Below are 16,622 nucleotides of genomic sequence, written 5' to 3'. Positions count from 1 at the left end.
CGCTCCCCCTGGCGAACCTCGGCGACCACGACGACCGTCGCGCCCGGCGCCTTCGACCCTGAGATCGTCCCCGTCGGCGGCCACCCGGTGGACCGTGCGACCGGGGCGGCAGGACGCTTTCGGCCAAGGGTCAGCCGGACCACCTGGCTCTCGGGGGCGGGCTGTCGTCGAGGAAGCCGCCGGACTGGTGCTGCCACAACTTCGCGTAGGCGCCGTCCGCGGTGAGCAGTTCCTGGTGGGTGCCCTGTTCGACGACCCGTCCACGGTCGATGACGACGAGCCTGTCCATCTTGGCGACCGTACTCAGCCGGTGCGCCACCACGAGCGCCGTCCTGCCGTCCATCAGCCGCCACAGGGCCTCCTGGACGAGATGTTCGCTCTCCGAGTCCAGGGCGCTGGTCGCCTCGTCGAGCAACAGGATCGGCGCGTCACGCAGGATCGCGCGGGCGAGGGCGACCCGCTGACGCTGTCCGCCGGACAGCTTGACCCCGCGCTCGCCGACGATGGTGTCGAATCCGTCCGGCAGCGCGTCGCTGAACTCGGTGACGTGTGCCGCCTCGGCCGCGCGCCGGATCTCGGTGTCCGTGGCGTCCGGCCGGGCGAAGGCGATGTTGTCCCGCAGTGTGCGGTGGAACATCGCCGGATCCTGCGGGACATAGGCGATGGTGCCGCGCAGGTCGGCCTGGCGAAGTCTGCTGATGTCCTGCCCGCCGATCAGGATGCGGCCGGCGTCGACGTCCGTCATCCGCAGCAGCAGACGGGTGAGCGTGGTCTTGCCGCCGCCGGACCGGCCGACAAGTCCGATCTTCGATCCGCCGGCCACCGCCAGATCCAGTCCCTCGAAGAGGGGGCGCGCGCCCGCGTGGGCGAAGCTGACCCGTTCGAAGCGGACGTCGGCGGCATGGGCGCGGAGGGGCTCCGGTGAGGGCGGGTCGAGCACGGTCGGCGAGGTGAGCAGCAGTTCGGTGAACTGCGCCGCCTCGGTCATCGAACTCTCCAGGCGCCGGTAGATCTGGTTGAACTCGAACATGATCCGCGTGGCGTTGCTGTAGTACGTGAAGGCGACCACGACCGCCTCCACGCCGAGTTCGCCTCCGCCCAGCGCCACGGCCAGCAGCAGGCCCAGGACGTTGGTCAGCACGGACATCGGCGCGACCAGGGTGTCGATGCGCAGGTTGCCGTAGTCCCACGACCTCAGGGTGAGGCGCCGTGACTCCGCGACGCGGGACCGGTGTTCGGCGGCCTCCCGCTCCTCGGCGGCGAACGCCCTGACCGTGTCCATGTTCATCAGACTGTCGGAGACGTGGCCCGACACCCGGGCGATCGCCTCCTCGCGCTGGCGGACGAGCGACTGACGGCGACGGATCAAAGGGACGACGCACACCGCGGTCAAGGTGATCATCGTGAGGAGCCCGACGACGAGAAGGGGCGCGTAGCGCCACAGCACCACCGCGCCGAAGGCGAGCGGGACGAACCGTCCCACGACCGCGAAGGTCAGGGTGTCGACGAACTCCTCGAAGCGAGAGGCGAAACTCAGGGCCCGCTTGGTCAGCGATCCGGCGAAGTTGTCGTGGAAGAAGGCGGCGTCCTTGGCGAACAGTTCGTCCAAGCCGATCACGTACAGATGCTCGATGCCGCGGGCGTCGAGCCGGTTGAGACAGTGCAGCCCGATACGCCAGAACGCCTCCGAGACCAGCAGGACGCCGGCGAAGCAAAGGACGTACGGCAGCGTGGAGTGGACGGTGGTTGCGGGGTGGTCGGCGATCCGGCCGACGAGTTTGGCGACGATGAGTGGGGCGATGTAACTGATTCCGATGTTGCCGACGGCGGGAAGCAGCAGCGCGGGCGCCGTCAGCCGGCGCCGCCGGGTCAGTTCCCGGGTGTAGTAGCGCAGTGCGAGAACAACCGGGCCCTTGCCCGGTAAAGACTTGCGTGGTGCGAGCAATCCCATTCCCCACCCCCGTGATGTCGTACGACATCCCCCCTCGCCTGCCGCGGCGGCGGGGCACTGTCGCGTGGTCGGACGGTCGTACGGAGCTTCGGTGCGCCTGGGGACGTCGCCCTCGGGCGCGCCACACGCCCGTGGCGGACGGCGGCCCCACGCCGATGAACGCAGACGATGACTGCGGGCGATCGCACCCACACGCTCCGTTATCGACAGTGTCCCGCGCGGGTGGGCGCCCGGTCCAAGCATTTTCTCGGCCGATTCGACAGCCCACGCCACTCGGGCCGCCCCATCGGCACGGACGACCCTGCCGGCACAGACGGACCCGCCGACTCGGGGCGCCGGCGTCGACGAGGGCATCGAGCACCGAGGGTAGGAGTCCGGAATTCAGTGCGCGCCGACGTGGTCCAGGTCGGCGAGCAGCCGTTCCACGTCGGTCATGAGCGAGCCGTAGACATACCACGCACCCGGCTTGACGAGGGTGCCCCCGCCGATCAGGTCGGTCATGGCGTCGTGCCAGGCCTGCGCTTCGTCGATCGCTTCACGGAGCTCCCCGCGGGGAGCCGTGCCCGACGGGCCGACGGCCGCGCGCGGCCCGGCGAATCCCTGGACGGCGTCTCCGGCCAACCGCAGGGTCTTCGCGTAGCGGTCGAGGAACTGCTGCCCCAGGTGGTGGTCGGCGTGCTCGTTGTGGGCGTTGTCCGCCAGGGTCCGCGCGATCCCCCGGACCTGGAACGACACCCCGCGCAGGGCGCCGAACGCATCGGCGTACGTCAGGTCCTCGCAACGCGCGTGCGCGACGCACCGAGTGTTCCAGCGCAGGCTCTCGTCGGCCCGTTGCACCTCCTCCTCCGCGCTGGTGAAGCGTTCTTCCAGGTGACGCGCTTGGTGCAGCCAGGTGTGGGCCTTGACGGTGAGGTGTCGCTGGGCCAGACCTGAACCCATGTCCCGCAGCAGGCTTCCCATGTCGTGGGCCAGGCCGCGCACGGCGGCGTCGGACTCGTCCAGGTAGAGCGGAGGCAGGACGAAGGCGTTCACGGCGACGCCGACGGCCGCGCCGACGAGGGTCTGGAGCACAGGGGACACCAGGCTGCCCACAGGGTCGGCCGCGCTGGCGGCCAGTGCGATGAGCGCGGTGGAGGCGATCTGCACACGGTCGTCCGTGGAACGGCGAGGGCCCGCCAGGACCGCGACGACCACGATGGCGACGACGCCGCCCGCGGTCGATCCCAGCAGCCGGGCGGTCACCAGGGCGAGGACGAGCCCAGCGACCCTCGCGACCATGTTCTGAGCCGCCTGCGTCACGGATCGGTACACCGTGGAGGCGTTCACCGCGAGCAGGGCGGTCGTGACGGCCAGGTAGGGGTGCCCCCCGGGGGACCACGGGGCTACCGCACCCCAGGTGAGTAGGGTCGCGGCCAGGGTCTTGACGCCGTACACCGCCTGGCTGCTCCGCTTGCCGCGCAACCGGTCGGTGAGGTGACGTGCCGACCCCGCCGCCTTGGCCAGGGAGTACCCCGGCAAGACAATGGAATCCTGCATGGCCTCGAGAGTGACAGCTTTTGTCGTTATTTACAGCATGATGTCCGCCACGGTCGATGAGGTCCGGCCCGCCGTGGAGTGCCCGGGAAGCCGCGGGGGCACGGCGTCTGGGGGCGGTCCGGAAGGCGGCCACCGGGGAGCGGAACGCGGGATCGTCAGGTCCGGCTCTCCGGCAGCGCGTCCGCCGTCGCACCGCTCTCCGCCGTGGCGGAACGCAGGGGAAGTTCAGCGATCACGGTGAAGCCGCCCTCGGGCCGCGGTCGCGCGATGAGATTCCCGCCCACGCTGGCCGTCCGCTCCCGCATGCCGATCAGGCCATGGCCCGTACCCTGCTGCGGCCCGTACGGGATCGCGCAGCCGTCGTCCTCGACAGTGATCGTCAGGCACTGCCGTCCGAAGGCCAGGTGCAGCCGGGCCTTGTCCGCACTGCCGTGCTTGCGCACATTGGTCAGAGCCTCCTGGACGATGCGGTAGGCGGCCAGATCGACCGCGGGCGTCAACGGATGGGCGGATCCGTTCCGGGTGCACAGGACGTGGAGACCGACGCGTTCGAACGAGGCCAGGAGGGCCGGCAGCTGCGCCAGGCCCGGAATCGGATCTCGCGGCGCGTCGGCATCGTCGCACTGGCGTAGCAGGCTCACGGTCGCGCGCAGTTCGTCCAGCGCGGACCGGCTCGCTTTCTGGATGTCCGTGAGAGCGGCGAGGATCTGCTCGGGCCGGTCCCTCCCCACATGGGCCGCGACGCCGGCCTGAGCGTTGATCAAGGCAATGTTGTGGGCGACGATGTCGTGCAGCTCACGGGCGATCCGGACGCGCTCGGCCGCCACTCGCTGCCGTGCCTCCTGTTCACGAGTCCGCTCCGCATGTTCCGCGCGTTCCTCGACGGCCGCGATATGGGCACGGCGCGAGCGCACCCCGTCCCCCACCGCCGCCGGCAGCGCCGTCCAGGCCAGCATCGCGACGTTGCCGGGCTGCAGCCAGGAACCCGGCTCGTACACCACCTCGGCCCCGACCAGTACGGCGGCAGAAGCCGCCGCGACGCCCCAGGCGGTACGACGGTCGGTCAACGCGGCCACCGAGTAGACCGACACGATGACCGGGCTCGTCACCAGCGGACTCTCGCGGAACCCGAGTACCTGGAACGCCGCCCCGCAACCGACCGCCAAAACCGCTACACCGAAGGGGTACCGGCGCCGCCACGGCAGCGCGAAGCAGCCCACCGCCGCCAGCAGGACAGCGGGCCACCTCAGGTCGAAGCGATGCTCGCGCGGAATGATGGAGGCGGCCACGACGGACAGCACGAACAGCCCCAGCGCCACCGCCACGTCGAAGGACCTGCTGCGGAGGCCATGACCTGGCCTGCTACCGATACTCACCGCCATGGCACCACCGTAGGGATACCGCCCGCGCGCTGCTCGCCGGCAAAAGCGGTCCGCGGCTGGTTTTCCCAGCACCCACGGCCCCGCACCACTCCGGCGGGAGTTGACCTCTTCGAGTGATGAGCGGCGACGAGACCGTTTCTACGGCAGTGAGCGTCGGTTCCGTCGGGTCTGGCGGAAGGGCTCGTGGGCCGGTGTCCGGATGCTGCCGCGCACCCCTGTCCGGGCCCGCCCGACCGGACGGTTTCCAGGGGGCCGACGACGGAGAGCCCGGACGCGGGCGGTGAGGTCGAGCGGACCGAGGTCCTCGGCCTACGCGGCGTACACGATGCGGTTCAGGCCCCCGCCGACGAGGCGGCAGGCCGTCGGCTCGCCGGTCAGGGGACGGCCCGGCCGGTCCAGGTGCGGGCTGAGATGGCCGGGGCGGGGAACGGCGGCCTGGCGCGGCCGGCCCGTACACCGTGGGCGACGCTGACGATCTCGGTGACCTCGTGCACGCTGACCACGGCGGCCACAGCGGCCAGGTCGAGGACGCCGAGCAGGGCCGGTGGCATCAGGCCGACGATGACGGCCAAGGACCGGCTGACGTTCTGCGGCACGATGCGGCGGGAGCGGCGGGAACCGCGGGAGGGGCTGGCGTGATCGAGAGCCTGGGGCAGGTGGCGCAGGTCCTCACTCGTCAGCGCCCCAACAACGGACGCGAGCCGCCGCCACGGATGATCGTCCCGTGGCGGCGGCTCGGATGCTCAGTGATCGTGCGGCGGATCGCGGTCAGCGCGGCCTCGTCGTCGCGTTGTCGTCGAGGCGTTCGCCGCAGTGGGCGGGATGACTCCGCGCCGGATGTGACGCGGACGCGAGCCTGGCCTGCTCAAGCCCATTCGAGCGCAGGTATCAGGCGCAGCGCGTTGTCCCGGTTGATGCCGCGGAGCTGGTGGCCGGCGATGGCCGGGTCGCTGTCCAGGGCCGGTGCCGCGACGTCGGAGACGATATGGGCGGGGGTGGGCGGCCAGTCGGTGCCGAAGAGGATCCGGCCGGGGTCGACCGTGGCCATGAGGGTGGGGGTCGAGGACGGGGACATGGGCCCCGCCGTGTCGTAGTAGAAGCGGTGCAGGTAGTCGCGTATCCGGGACGGTTCGATCTCGGGGGTGAGGTGGTTGCTGAAGAGCTCCAGGCGGGTCGCCATGTAGGGGAGGAAGCCGCCGCCGTGCGGGAGGATGAAGGTGAGGTCGGGGTGGCGGTCCAGAGTGCCGTTGAGGATGAGGTTGATCGCCGCGCGAGTCGTGTCCATGAGGAAGTCGCACAGGAACGGCGGCAGGCCCGGGACACCCGCCCCGTCGGCGTGGCCACCGGGTACGTCCATCGGGTGCGTGCTGATGACCGCGGAGCGTTCGTTCAGCTCGGCGAGGAGGCGGTCGTGGGAGGGGTCGCCGAGATAGACGCCGCCCGCGCTGGTGCGGGTGCTCACTCCGACGGCGCCGAGATCGTCGAGGCCGTGCTTCAGCGCCCAGCTCGACAGGTCGAGGTCGTCGAGGAAGACCGGTGCGAAGAAGGAGAAGCGGGTGGGGTGGTCCGCGGCTATTTTCGCCGCCGCCTGCAGCGCGACCCGTGCACTCTCCTCACGCTTGCCGCGCTCCTGGATGCGGCCGAGCATGGCCACGGTCATGACGGTGGTACGGATCCCCGTTCGGTCCATGAGGGCGAGCGCAGAGTCGAGGTCCCAGCGGGTCCACCAGGGCAGCCTGTCGCGCCGGACCAGGCCCTGTGCCTCGGCCCAGTCGAGCCAGGCGGGCGCGGTGAAGTGGTGGTGGACGTCCACGCGGGAGGTTCGGGCGTCGTCATCGGCCGGGGCGGACGACGAAAGGTGGGGTGAGGTCATCGTGGGCTCTTTCTCCGTTCAGAAGCGGCGTTCAGGTGGAGGCACTCAGACGCGCGCGTCGGATGCCGTCGCAAGTGACTGCTCCGCCGCGGCTTCCGTCGCGGCGTTCGATGGCGTCTCGCGGCGAAGCACCGTCATCAGCGTGTCCGTGAGGGCCCGTTCCGGGTCCGGTACGAGCTGGGGCGACCGCCATGCCACGAAGCCGTCGGGGCGGACCAGGACGGCACCGGACTCCGCCGTGCCGTGCAGCGCCGCCCAGTCGGCCCCGTCCTCGGGGACCAGGTCATGGTCCGCGCCGACGACGTAGCCTTCCACCGGGATGCCCAGACTCGCGGTGACATCGCGGGCCGCGGTGCGCCAGGCTTCGCCTCCGGGGCCGGTGAGGACGACGAAGGACCGTTCGTAGAGATCCAGGGTGGAGATCCGCCGGCCGTCCCGGGTGGTCACCCACAGGTGGGGGGCACGGCTCCCGGGGGCACCGCCCAGCTGGAACAGGTCGGGCACGATCGGGGCGTCCGGGTCGGCGCCGACGACGGCGCCCGACGGGTAGCGGTAGCACAGGGCCACCGTCAACGCGTCGGCCGGATCGTCCTTGCGCTTCTTCTCCGGGGTGTATCCCGGGTGCTGTTCCTCGGTCGCCTGGAACAGAGCGCGGGCGGTCGTCGCGACCGCGACCGGCCGGCGTTCCGTCTGATAGGTGTCGAGCAGCCCCGGTCCGGCCCAGCCGCGCAGGGCGGCCGTGATCTTCCAGGCGAGGTTGTGGGCGTCCTGGATACCGGTGTTGGAGCCGAAGGCCCCGGTGGGGGGCATCTCGTGCGCCGAGTCACCGGCCAGGAAGACCCGGCCCTCGCCGTAGCTGTCGGCCACGCGGTCCGCCGCGTGCCAGGGGGCCTTGCCGGTGACCTCGACGTCGAGGTCGGGGATACCCGCCGCGGCGCGGATGTGGGCGACGATGCGCGCGTCGGTGAAGTCTTCCAGTGTCTCGCCCCGGTCCGGAGCCCAGGGGGTGTGGAAGACCCACTGCTCGCGGTTGTCCACCGGCAGCAGGGCGCCCTCTCCGGCGGGATCGGTGATGTAGCAGACGACGAAGCGCTTGTCTCCGAGGACGTCCCGCAGCTTCTTGCTGCGGAACGTGACGCTCACGTTGTGGAACAGCGCGCCCGGTCCGGACTGGGTGATCCCCAGCCGCTCGCGCACCGGACTGCGGGGCCCGTCGGCGGCCACGAGGTAGCGGGTGTGCACGATGCGCGTCTCGCCGCTGTCACGGTCGCGTACCTCCGCGTGCACCCCTTCCGCGTCCTGGGTGAAGGAGACCAGTTCGGTGCCGAAGCGGATGTCGCCGCCGAGGGAACGGGCGTAGCGCAGAAGGACGGGCTCGAGGTCGTTCTGACTGCACAGACACCAGCCGGACGAGGTGATCCGCGACAGGGACGGACCCTTGTCGATGGCCTTCACGATCCACCGGCCGTCGCCGCCGGCGAGCGTTTTCACCTGGAGGACGCCGTCGTTCCCGACCAGGGCGCCCGCCGCGGCACGGATGTCCGGCTCGACGCCCGCGGTCCGGAACAGCTCCATGGTGCGCAGGTTGTTCCCACGGCCGCGGGGGTGGGTGGACGTCGCAGCGTGACGCTCGACGAGAAGGTGCTCGACACCGAGGCGGCCGAGAAAGACCGACGTGGACAGGCCCACCAGGGAGCCCCCTACCACCAGAACTGGTACGGATTCCACGGCTCGTCTGCTCATCAGCTGATCCCCTAACGTCTGTCGTCAAAGTCGGTCGTCCGAAGCCGAACGCCCCAACCCTGGGAAACGGCGACTCGGGGCCTTTCCATTCGGCATCAACTCTTCGCGCACTTCACGGGACCCGCACCTCTTGTTGCTCCGATCGCGACGCCGCGTCCCGCCCCAGCCCCGGATGGGCTAAGGACGTTTGCTGGCGGCTGCCCGCCGGGAACCGTCGAGGCCATGACGCAAACACCCACGCAGACCGAACCCGGATCGGCGGACGCCGCGGCGGCCGCCTCCCGATGCGCCCCCGAGTTCCGCGCCAATCCGCACCCCGTGTACGCGGAGTTGAGGAAGACCGCCCCGGTGTGCCCGCTGCAGCCGCGGCACGGCGTGGAGACCTATCTGATCACCCGTTACGACGACGCGCGCGCTGCGCTGGCCGACCCCCGGCTGAGCAAGGACATGTACGGCGCCCTCGACGCCTACCACCGCATCTTCGGCGACTCCTCCATCGCGCTCGACGACAACATGCTGTTCTCCGACCCGCCGAAGCACACCCGGCTCCGGAGGATCGTCCAGGGCGCCTTCACCCCGCGCCGTGTGGAGTTGCTGCGCTCGCGCATCCAGCAGGTCGCCGAGGACCTGCTGGAGCGCTGCCCGACCGACGCGTCCATCGACCTGCTCCCGAACTACGCGTTCCCGCTGCCGCTCCAGGTCATCTGCGAACTCCTCGGCGTGCCGGAGGACGAGCGCGAGCGCGCCCACCAGTGGGCGGCGACCGTGGCGAAGTCCGGATTCGGGCCGGAGGCGAAGAAGGCTCTGGAGGCGGCGGAGGAGAAACTGCGCGACTTCCTCGTCGACCTCGTGGCGCGCAAGCGCAGCACGCCCGGCGACGATCTGATGAGCGCGCTCATCGCGGCTCAGGACGTGGACGGCGCCCTGACGGACCATGAGCTGGTCTCCACGGCTTGGGTGCTGTTCTTCGCGGGTCACAAGACCAGCGCATACCTCATCGGCAACGCCGTGTACCACCTGCTATCGAAGCCGGACCAGCACCGCGCGGCCCTCGCGAGCCCCGATGCCCTGAAGCAGGCCATCGAGGAACTGCTGCGGTACGAGGGGTCGGTGGAGAGCTCCACCTTCCGCCACGCCACCGAGGACATCCCGATGCGCGGCGTGGTGATCCCCAAGGGCGCCCTCGTCCAGATCGCCATCACCTCCGCGAACCGCGACCCGCAGGCGTACGCCGAACCCGACCGGCTCGACGTCACGCGCACCGGAAGCCAGCCCCACCTGGCCTTCGGCCACGGCCCCCACTACTGCATCGGCGCGTCTCTGGCCCGCCTGGAGATGCAGGTCGCGCTCACCACGCTGTTCCGCCGGTATCCCGAGATCACGCTGGCCGTACCTCCGCACGAGGTGCGCTGGCTGACCGTGCCCTTCCCGGCGTTCCGCGGACTCACCGAGCTGCCCGTGGTCCTCGATCCGGAGCGGATCGTCGGCTGAACGCATCGCTGACCGAGCGCGTCGCCGAACAGCACGCTTGCCCGTCGTGGTCCGGCTCGTGGTCGGGTGCGGCCACCGGGCCGCCCATGCGTCGCACACAGCGTGGGGCGATGGCGAACGGCTCGGGCAGCACTCCCCCGGTGCGCGCGGCAGCCCCGCCGTTCGATCCACCGGTCGGCGTCCAGGATGCCGCCTGGCTCTTGGACGCCGAGGCCGAACGGCCGGCCGGATGCGTACGGGGCCGGGGCCGCGTCTACGCGACGTCGGCCGTTTGCCGTCTGCCGCCCGCTTCCGCCGTCCGCCGTCCGCCGTCCGCCGGTGATCGTCCGCCCAGCCGGGCCCCTGTCGGACAGCTGCCGGCCCGGCGACCCCGCCGGTGGTTACGGAGCTGCGAACCCGCGGTGACCCCCTCACGTGCGAGGGTGATCCCACCGCCCGCTCCTTCACCCAACCGAGTTGCCGTCGGTTTCGGGCCGCGCTCCGGGGGGCGCCTACGACCGTAGCCCGCTTGAGATCACTCTGCGACGCCGGGCGCCCGTTCTGTCCCTGCCTTGAACTCCCTGCCATGCCCCGTCGCTGCGGGTCGGCGGCGACGAGGGCGCCGACCGCCGGCGGACGTCGGCCGGATCCGACTCACGCTGTCTGAATATCGCCGGATATCCGATAAACCCGACGCGGAGCAAGATCGCTGGTTCGAAGTAACTCGATTGCCACGACAGGCAAGTCGGGCGCACCGGCCGTTACGGTTCCTGTGGATCTGGAGGGATTCCGTGCAGTTTCCCCATCCGTTTCCGCACGCAGTGGTCGGCGCTCATCCGCCGATCGGCGCCGTCGCAAAGGAGATCTCGCTCGATGACCGTTGAGACCAGCCCGGAATCAGGGCTGGAGCCGCGTCGGCAGTCCAGCCTGGGCACCGCGGCCGCCCGTAACCTCGCCACCACGACCAAGTCCGCCCCGCAGATGCAGGAGATCACCTCGCGGTGGCTGTTGCGGATGCTCCCCTGGGTGGAGACCAAGGGCGGCACCTACCGGGTGAACCGCCGGCTGAGCTACCACGTCGGTGACGGGCGCGTCGAGTTCGTCCAGGACGGTGCCCACGTCCGTGTGATTCCCCGCCGTCTCGGTGAGCTGTCCCTGTTCCGCGGCTTCGAAGACGTCGACGTGCTTACGGCGATCGCCGGCCGGTGCGTCCAACGCGACTTCCGAGCCGGCGAGGTCCTGGTCCGTCGTGACACCCCCGCCGAGCAGATCCACCTGATCGCCCACGGCCGGCTGAGCCAGACGTCCGTCGGCAAGTACGGGGACGAGGTGACGGTCGGCGTGCTTGCCGACGGCGGCCACTTCGGCGAGAACGCCCTCGTGGACACCGACGCGAGGTGGGACTGCACCGTCACCGCTCAGACGGCGGGTACCCTGCTGACCCTGTCCCGCGCCGACTTCGCGGCCGTGCTGTCCTCGGCCCCCGGCTTGCGGACCCATGTGCACCATTTCGGCACGCTCGCCCTCCGGCGGCAGAACCACCACGGCGAGGCCGAGATCGCCATGTCGGCCGGTCACACCGGCGAAGCCGAGGTGCCGAGTACCTTCGTCGACTACGAACTCCACCCGAGGGAGTACGAACTCTCCGTCGCGCAGACGATCCTGCGTGTCCACTCGAGGATCGCCGATCTCTACAACGATCCGATGAACCAGACGGAGGAACAACTCCGGCTCACCGTCGAAGCGTTGCGGGAGCGCCAGGAGCACGAGCTGATCAACAACCGCGAGTTCGGCCTGCTCCACAACGCCGCCTTCAAGCAGCGGATCCAGAGCCACTCCGGGCCGCCCACACCCGACGACCTCGACAATCTGCTCTGCCGGCGCCGCGGCACCAAATTCTTCCTCGCCCACCCCAGGACGATCGCGGCGATCGGCCGCGAGTTCAACGCCTACGGCCTCTACCCGGAGCACGTAGACCTCGGCGGCCAGCAGGTCCCGGGGTGGCGCGGGGTCCCGATCCTGCCCTGCAACAAGATCCCCATCAGCAAGGACAACACCAGCTCGATCCTCGCCCTGCGGACCGGGGAGGACAACCAGGGCGTCATCGGCCTGCGTCAGACCGGCCTGGCGGAGGAGTACGAGCCGGGGCTGTCGGTGCGCTTCATGGGCATCAACGAGCAGGCGATCCTCTCGTACCTGGTCACCACGTACTTCTCCGCCGCAATCCTTCTGCCCGACGCGCTGGGCGTGCTGGAGGACGTGCAGATCGCCCGTAGTCGCCGTTAGAGGGCTCGCGTTCACCTGTCTCGGTCTCCCGGCCTGGCGAGGCCCTCCCCTTTCACCAAGGAGCCAAGGATGCCCGAGCCCGGGCCTTCCCCTGTGCAGCCGAGCGTGGCTGACGCCGCGGCCCTCGTCGGGGCCCGTACCCGCCTCACCCAGTCCGCATCCGACGGCGGCACCACCAGCGACTTCGTCCCACGGAGCAGCGAGGAGGGCAATGCCGTGGTGGTGGGTCCCATGCTCCCCGCCCTGGAACGGATTCTGCGGGGCCCCAGCGGGCTGGGCACAGCCGGCCTGCATCTGACGCGGCGAGAGGAACCACCGACACCTGGGGAGCCGGAGACGCCGGTCGAGGGCACGCCGGTCCCCGGCCTCTACCACCACCCGGTGACCCAGCCGGACCCGGTTCGGGTGGAGGAGGTCAGCCGCAGGATCAAGAGGTGGGCGGTCGACGAGGTCCAGGCCTATCCCCCGGAGTGGGAGGACCAGTTCGACGGCTTCTCCGTCGGGCGCTACATGGTGGCCTGTCATCCCGACGCTCCCACGGTCGACCAGCTGATGATCGCTACGCGGCTGATGGTCGCGGAGAACGTGCTGGACGACTGCTACTGCGAGGACCATGGCGGCTCACCGGTCGGGCTCGGCAGTCGCCTTCTGCTGGCACACACGGCTCTCGACCCCCTGCTCACGACGCGGGAGTACGAGCGATCGTGGGCGGAATCGCTCCAGTCGGACGCGCCTCGGCGCGCCTACCGCTCCGCCATGGAGTACTTCGTCCAGCAGGCCACTCCCTCGCAGGCCGACCGCTATCGGCACGACATGGCACGTCTGCACCTGGGCTACCTCGCGGAGGCCGCGTGGTCCGAGGCGGATCACGTGCCCGAGGTCTGGGAGTACCTGGCGATGCGCCAGTTCAACAACTTCCGTCCCTGCCCGACGATCACCGACACCATCGACGGCTACGAGCTGCCCGCGGACCTGCATGCCCAGCCGGAGATGCAGCGGGTCATCGCGCTCGCCTCGAACGCCACCACCATCGTGAACGACCTCTACTCCTACACCAAGGAGCTCGAGAGCCCGGGCAGACATCTGAACCTGCCCGTGGTGATCGCCGAACGTGAGGGCGTCTGCGACCGGGACGGCTATCTGAAAGCAGTCGAGATCCACAACGACCTCATGCACACATTCGAATCCGAAGCCGCCACCCTGGCGGCCGCCTGCCCTGTCCCGAGCGTGCTGCGCTTCCTGCGAGGCGTGGCCGTGTGGGTCGACGGCAACCACTACTGGCACCAGTCCAACACCTATCGATACAGCCTGCCCGACTTTTGGTAAGGAGCGGATTCCACCATGACCAGCACCGAACTCACCGCCAGCGCGACCACGTTCATCCCCGGCCCTGCCTCGCCCTACCAAGGGGACATCGCCCGCTACTGGGACGGCGAGGCGAGGCCCGTCAACCTGCGCCTGGGTGACGTGGACGGGCTTTACCACCACCACTACGGCATCGGCGCCGTCGACCGTGCCGCCCTCGGGGACACCGGAGACGCGGGGTACGAGAGCAGGCTGATCTCCGAGCTGCACCGCCTGGAGTCGGCGCAGGCCGAAGTCCTCTTGGACCACCTCGGCCCCATCGGGCGTGACGACACCCTCCTGGACGCCGGATGCGGGCGCGGCGGCTCGATGGTCATGGCGCACCAGCGGTTCGGGTGCAACGTCGAGGGCGTCACCCTGTCGGCCAAGCAGGCGGAGTTCGCCAACCGCCGCGCCCTGGAACTCGGCGTCGAGGACCGCGTCCGTGCCCGCGTGTGCAACATGCTCGACACTCCGCTCGAGAGCGGACAGGCCGCCGCCTCCTGGAACAACGAGTCGAGCATGTACGTCGACCTGGAGGACCTCTTCGCCGAGCACTCCCGCGTCCTGTCGGTCGGCGGCCGCTACGTGACCATCACCGGCTGCTGGAACCCGCGTTACGGTCAGCCGTCGAAGTGGGTCTCCCAGATCAACGCCCACTTCGAGTGCAACATCCACTCCCGCCGGGAGTACCTCCGCGCCATGGCCGACAACCGACTTGTACCGCAGGCCGTCATCGACCTGACGCCCGAGACCCTCCCCTACTGGGAGCTGCGTGCCACGTCCTCGCTGGTCACCGGCATCGAGACGGCGTTCATCAACTCCTACAAGGACGGCTCCTTCCAGTACCTCCTGATCGCGGCCGACCGCGTCTGATCTTCCAACGGCGGATCGTCCAGGGGATCGCGACGACGGGCCTCAAGTGACGGTCCCGATCCCGCCGCCGTGGCGGTGCCACGTCCCCCGCCGGGAGACCGGGACGGGAGACGGCACCGCCTCGGCGGTGTTCGCGGCCGGAGCACGCAACGGTCGCGGCACCGCCTTGAGCTGACCGTACGACGAATCCGGGAGCGCCCGGTGGCGGGTGGTGTCCGTGGAACGTCCGGGACCTGGATAGCACGCCTGACGTCTCAAGGGGTGAAGACGGCCTGGTCCGCGCGGGTCTCGAAGCATTCCTTCCCGCCACCCGCCGCGGGGCTGAAGCAAGCTTGCACGGACGTCCCGGGGCTCACCACGCTCATGGAGGTGTGGACGTAGGTGTCGGCCTCGTCGCGGCTGGTGACCCGGGCGCCCCGGAGGGTGCCGTCCCGGCCGGCGGCCCGGATCTCTACACGGTCGTCCACGGCCGCGCCCCACATCCGGGCCCAACTCGTGCCGCATTCCCGGCTGTAGCGGATCTGGATCCAGGCGCCCGTGGTGGTCTCGTGCTCGGCGAGGGTCAACGGGTCGGCGGCGCATTTCGTCGTGATCGGGTCCTTGTTACGGCAGGCGGTGTGCCGGCAGAGCGCCCCGGTGGCAGGAGGGGGCGTGGGGGACGGCGACGCCTTCTCGCGTGGCGATGGGGGAAGGTGGGTGAGCACGACCGTGCCCAGGACCACGGCACAGACCGACGCGAGGGCGGTGAGGACGGTTGCGCGCCGGTACCCGGCCTGGCCCCCGGTCGGGCTGGTGCGGATGTGGCCGTCGTCGCTGGGGACCGCCTCGCTCGGGACCGTCTCGCTCGGGCCGGTGTCAGGCGGGGCAATGGCGAGGGCCGAAGCCGGCGTGTCCGTTCGAGTGCCGGTGCGCTGTCGAACAGCCGGCGTCCCCTGCGTCGTTCCAGTGCCCTCCGTTCGGTCCGCCTGGCCCGTCCTGCCCGCCCTGTCCGTGCCGGCCGCCCTGCCCGTCCCGTCCGTTCGAGCGATGTCCAAGAGCGCCAACGGGTGGTCGGCGGGTTCGCCGGCGAGACGGCACAACTCCTTGACCGCGCTACGGGGTGGCAAGCTCTTGCCGTTGAGATAGCGCTCCCAGGACGACTTGCTGAAGGTGGTCGCGTTCGCGAGCTGTGCCAGACTCAGACCGGTGCGCTGCTTCGACTCCTTGAGTACAGCGGCCAGTCGGGCACCCGAAGGGGAGGGTGCGCTTGAGGTCATCCGCGTAACGCCTTCCAGGAGCGCGGCCCGAGCATACCGTCGACGACCAGGCCCGCCTGCTGCTGGAGCGTTTTGACCGCCCGCAGGGTCAGCGGGCCGAACATGCCGTCGATCCCGCCGGGTGAGATGCCTGCCCGGCGCAGCAGACACTGCGCCTCGGCGACGTCGGCGCCCGTGGCCCCGTAGGAGATCTCGGTGTCTCGGCCGTTGTTGACGCCTGCCGACCAGCGGCCGTCGACGCGGGCGATGCGGCATGCGTAGGAGGGTGGCAGCGAGGCCGCGGTGGTGCGGGGCGGGGCGGCGACGGCCGCCGGGGTGCCGTCCTCGTCGAGACGCAGGACGAGCAGCAGCGTCGCCAAGAGGGCGACGGTCAGGGCGGCGACGCCTGCTGTGAGGGCGATGTGCGGGAAGCGGCCGGGGGCCGGTCCGGAGGCGGATGGTGCCGTGGGCGCGATCGGCGTGGCCGGTGCCCCGGGACGCGGCGCCGTCGGTGTTGCCGACTGCCCCAGCCCCTGCTCCCGCTCCTGCCCTTCCTCCCCCTCCCCCTCCTCCTCCTGCTCCTGCTCCTGCTCCTGCTGCCGCGGCCGTTGCCGCTCCTGCGCGGTGGGCCGCGGCTGTGCGACGGGCCTGGCACGGCTGCTGTCCCAGGTGTCGACGGCGATCTCGTGCAACGCCAACAGGGGGACGGGGTCGGCGCCGGTGATCCGGGCCAGTTCCTCCACCGCCTCCTGGGGCGGCAGCGCCGTACCTCCCAGGTACCGCTCCCACGACTTGGCGCTGTAGCTGGTCTTGGTCGCGGGCTGTCGTATAGTCAGCTCGCCGGGGTCCGTAAGCATGGGTAAACCCCCCCCCAACTGACCTGTGGAGGGTTGGAGTTGGGCGGGCCGCGGCGAGGTGGGGGGCAA

The 16,622-nt window shown here is 70.4% G+C and carries 12 protein-coding genes; 4 read left to right on the top strand and 8 right to left on the bottom strand.

Annotated elements, in window-relative coordinates; all coding sequences use genetic code 11:
• Window positions 1-130: 130 nt before the first annotated feature.
• The 6 genes from ABZV34_RS34020 to ABZV34_RS33995 all read right to left on the bottom strand — a co-directional run bounded on the left by ABZV34_RS34020 (window position 131) and on the right by ABZV34_RS33995 (window position 8,485).
• Window positions 131-1,951 (bottom strand): ABC transporter ATP-binding protein, encoded by a 1,821-nt coding sequence (locus ABZV34_RS34020; RefSeq protein WP_356285432.1) that lies wholly within the window; start codon window positions 1,949-1,951, stop codon window positions 131-133.
• A gap of 381 nt (window positions 1,952-2,332) precedes the next feature.
• The gene (locus ABZV34_RS34015; RefSeq protein ID WP_356285429.1) at window positions 2,333-3,487 is read right to left on the bottom strand and encodes an aromatic acid exporter family protein; all 1,155 of its coding nucleotides are present in this window, start codon (window positions 3,485-3,487) and stop codon (window positions 2,333-2,335) included.
• Between the two features lie 155 nt (window positions 3,488-3,642).
• Entirely contained in the window at window positions 3,643-4,869 is a 1,227-nt protein-coding gene (locus ABZV34_RS34010) for a histidine kinase (RefSeq protein WP_356285426.1), read from the bottom strand.
• Window positions 4,870-5,243: 374 nt separating this feature from the next.
• A complete protein-coding gene (locus ABZV34_RS34005; protein WP_356285423.1) occupies window positions 5,244-5,465 on the bottom strand; it encodes a hypothetical protein in 222 nt (73 codons plus the stop codon).
• A gap of 269 nt (window positions 5,466-5,734) precedes the next feature.
• Window positions 5,735-6,742 (bottom strand): amidohydrolase family protein, encoded by a 1,008-nt coding sequence (locus ABZV34_RS34000; protein ID WP_356285420.1) that lies wholly within the window; start codon window positions 6,740-6,742, stop codon window positions 5,735-5,737.
• 45 nt (window positions 6,743-6,787) lie between these two features.
• The gene (locus tag ABZV34_RS33995; RefSeq protein WP_356285417.1) at window positions 6,788-8,485 is read right to left on the bottom strand and encodes an FAD-dependent monooxygenase; all 1,698 of its coding nucleotides are present in this window, start codon (window positions 8,483-8,485) and stop codon (window positions 6,788-6,790) included.
• A 222-nt stretch (window positions 8,486-8,707) separates the two neighbouring features.
• On the opposite strand from ABZV34_RS33995, the gene ABZV34_RS33990 reads away from it, so the two are divergent.
• The 4 genes from ABZV34_RS33990 to ABZV34_RS33975 all read left to right on the top strand — a co-directional run bounded on the left by ABZV34_RS33990 (window position 8,708) and on the right by ABZV34_RS33975 (window position 14,461).
• The gene (locus ABZV34_RS33990) at window positions 8,708-9,976 is read left to right on the top strand and encodes a cytochrome P450 (RefSeq protein WP_356285414.1); all 1,269 of its coding nucleotides are present in this window, start codon (window positions 8,708-8,710) and stop codon (window positions 9,974-9,976) included.
• Between the two features lie 852 nt (window positions 9,977-10,828).
• Entirely contained in the window at window positions 10,829-12,241 is a 1,413-nt protein-coding gene (locus ABZV34_RS33985) for a family 2B encapsulin nanocompartment shell protein (protein WP_356285411.1), read from the top strand.
• A gap of 69 nt (window positions 12,242-12,310) precedes the next feature.
• Window positions 12,311-13,567, top strand: coding sequence for a family 2 encapsulin nanocompartment cargo protein terpene cyclase (locus ABZV34_RS33980; RefSeq protein ID WP_356285408.1), 1,257 nt, complete (start codon window positions 12,311-12,313; stop codon window positions 13,565-13,567).
• Between the two features lie 15 nt (window positions 13,568-13,582).
• Window positions 13,583-14,461, top strand: coding sequence for a geranyl diphosphate 2-C-methyltransferase (locus ABZV34_RS33975; protein WP_356285405.1), 879 nt, complete (start codon window positions 13,583-13,585; stop codon window positions 14,459-14,461).
• Window positions 14,462-14,715: 254 nt separating this feature from the next.
• On the opposite strand, the gene ABZV34_RS33970 is transcribed toward ABZV34_RS33975, so the two are convergent.
• Window positions 14,716-15,717: a DUF2690 domain-containing protein gene (locus ABZV34_RS33970; protein WP_356285402.1), complete on the bottom strand. Its 1,002-nt coding sequence runs from the start codon at window positions 15,715-15,717 to the stop codon at window positions 14,716-14,718.
• Entirely contained in the window at window positions 15,714-16,553 is an 840-nt protein-coding gene (locus ABZV34_RS33965; RefSeq protein WP_356285399.1) for a peptidoglycan-binding domain-containing protein, read from the bottom strand. Before ABZV34_RS33965 ends, ABZV34_RS33970 begins: the two co-directional genes overlap by 4 nt.
• Window positions 16,554-16,622 lie beyond the last annotated feature (69 nt).

The sequence above is a fragment of the Streptomyces sp. NPDC005195 genome, from assembly GCF_040608315.1.
GTDB classification, from domain to species: Bacteria; Actinomycetota; Actinomycetes; order Streptomycetales; family Streptomycetaceae; genus Streptomyces; species Streptomyces kaempferi.
This window is presented reverse-complemented; position numbering and strand designations above follow the sequence as displayed.

Coding starts and splice junctions, on each gene's coding strand:
- ABZV34_RS34015 (WP_356285429.1), bottom strand. CDS start 3,487: ATGCAGGATTCCATTGTCTTGCCGGGGTACTCCCTGGCCAAGGCGGCG.
- ABZV34_RS33985 (WP_356285411.1), top strand. CDS start 10,829: ATGACCGTTGAGACCAGCCCGGAATCAGGGCTGGAGCCGCGTCGGCAG.
- ABZV34_RS34020 (WP_356285432.1), bottom strand. CDS start 1,951: ATGGGATTGCTCGCACCACGCAAGTCTTTACCGGGCAAGGGCCCGGTT.
- ABZV34_RS33980 (WP_356285408.1), top strand. CDS start 12,311: ATGCCCGAGCCCGGGCCTTCCCCTGTGCAGCCGAGCGTGGCTGACGCC.
- ABZV34_RS33970 (WP_356285402.1), bottom strand. CDS start 15,717: ATGACCTCAAGCGCACCCTCCCCTTCGGGTGCCCGACTGGCCGCTGTA.
- ABZV34_RS33975 (WP_356285405.1), top strand. CDS start 13,583: ATGACCAGCACCGAACTCACCGCCAGCGCGACCACGTTCATCCCCGGC.
- ABZV34_RS33995 (WP_356285417.1), bottom strand. CDS start 8,485: ATGAGCAGACGAGCCGTGGAATCCGTACCAGTTCTGGTGGTAGGGGGC.
- ABZV34_RS34010 (WP_356285426.1), bottom strand. CDS start 4,869: ATGGCGGTGAGTATCGGTAGCAGGCCAGGTCATGGCCTCCGCAGCAGG.
- ABZV34_RS34000 (WP_356285420.1), bottom strand. CDS start 6,742: ATGACCTCACCCCACCTTTCGTCGTCCGCCCCGGCCGATGACGACGCC.
- ABZV34_RS33965 (WP_356285399.1), bottom strand. CDS start 16,553: ATGCTTACGGACCCCGGCGAGCTGACTATACGACAGCCCGCGACCAAG.
- ABZV34_RS33990 (WP_356285414.1), top strand. CDS start 8,708: ATGACGCAAACACCCACGCAGACCGAACCCGGATCGGCGGACGCCGCG.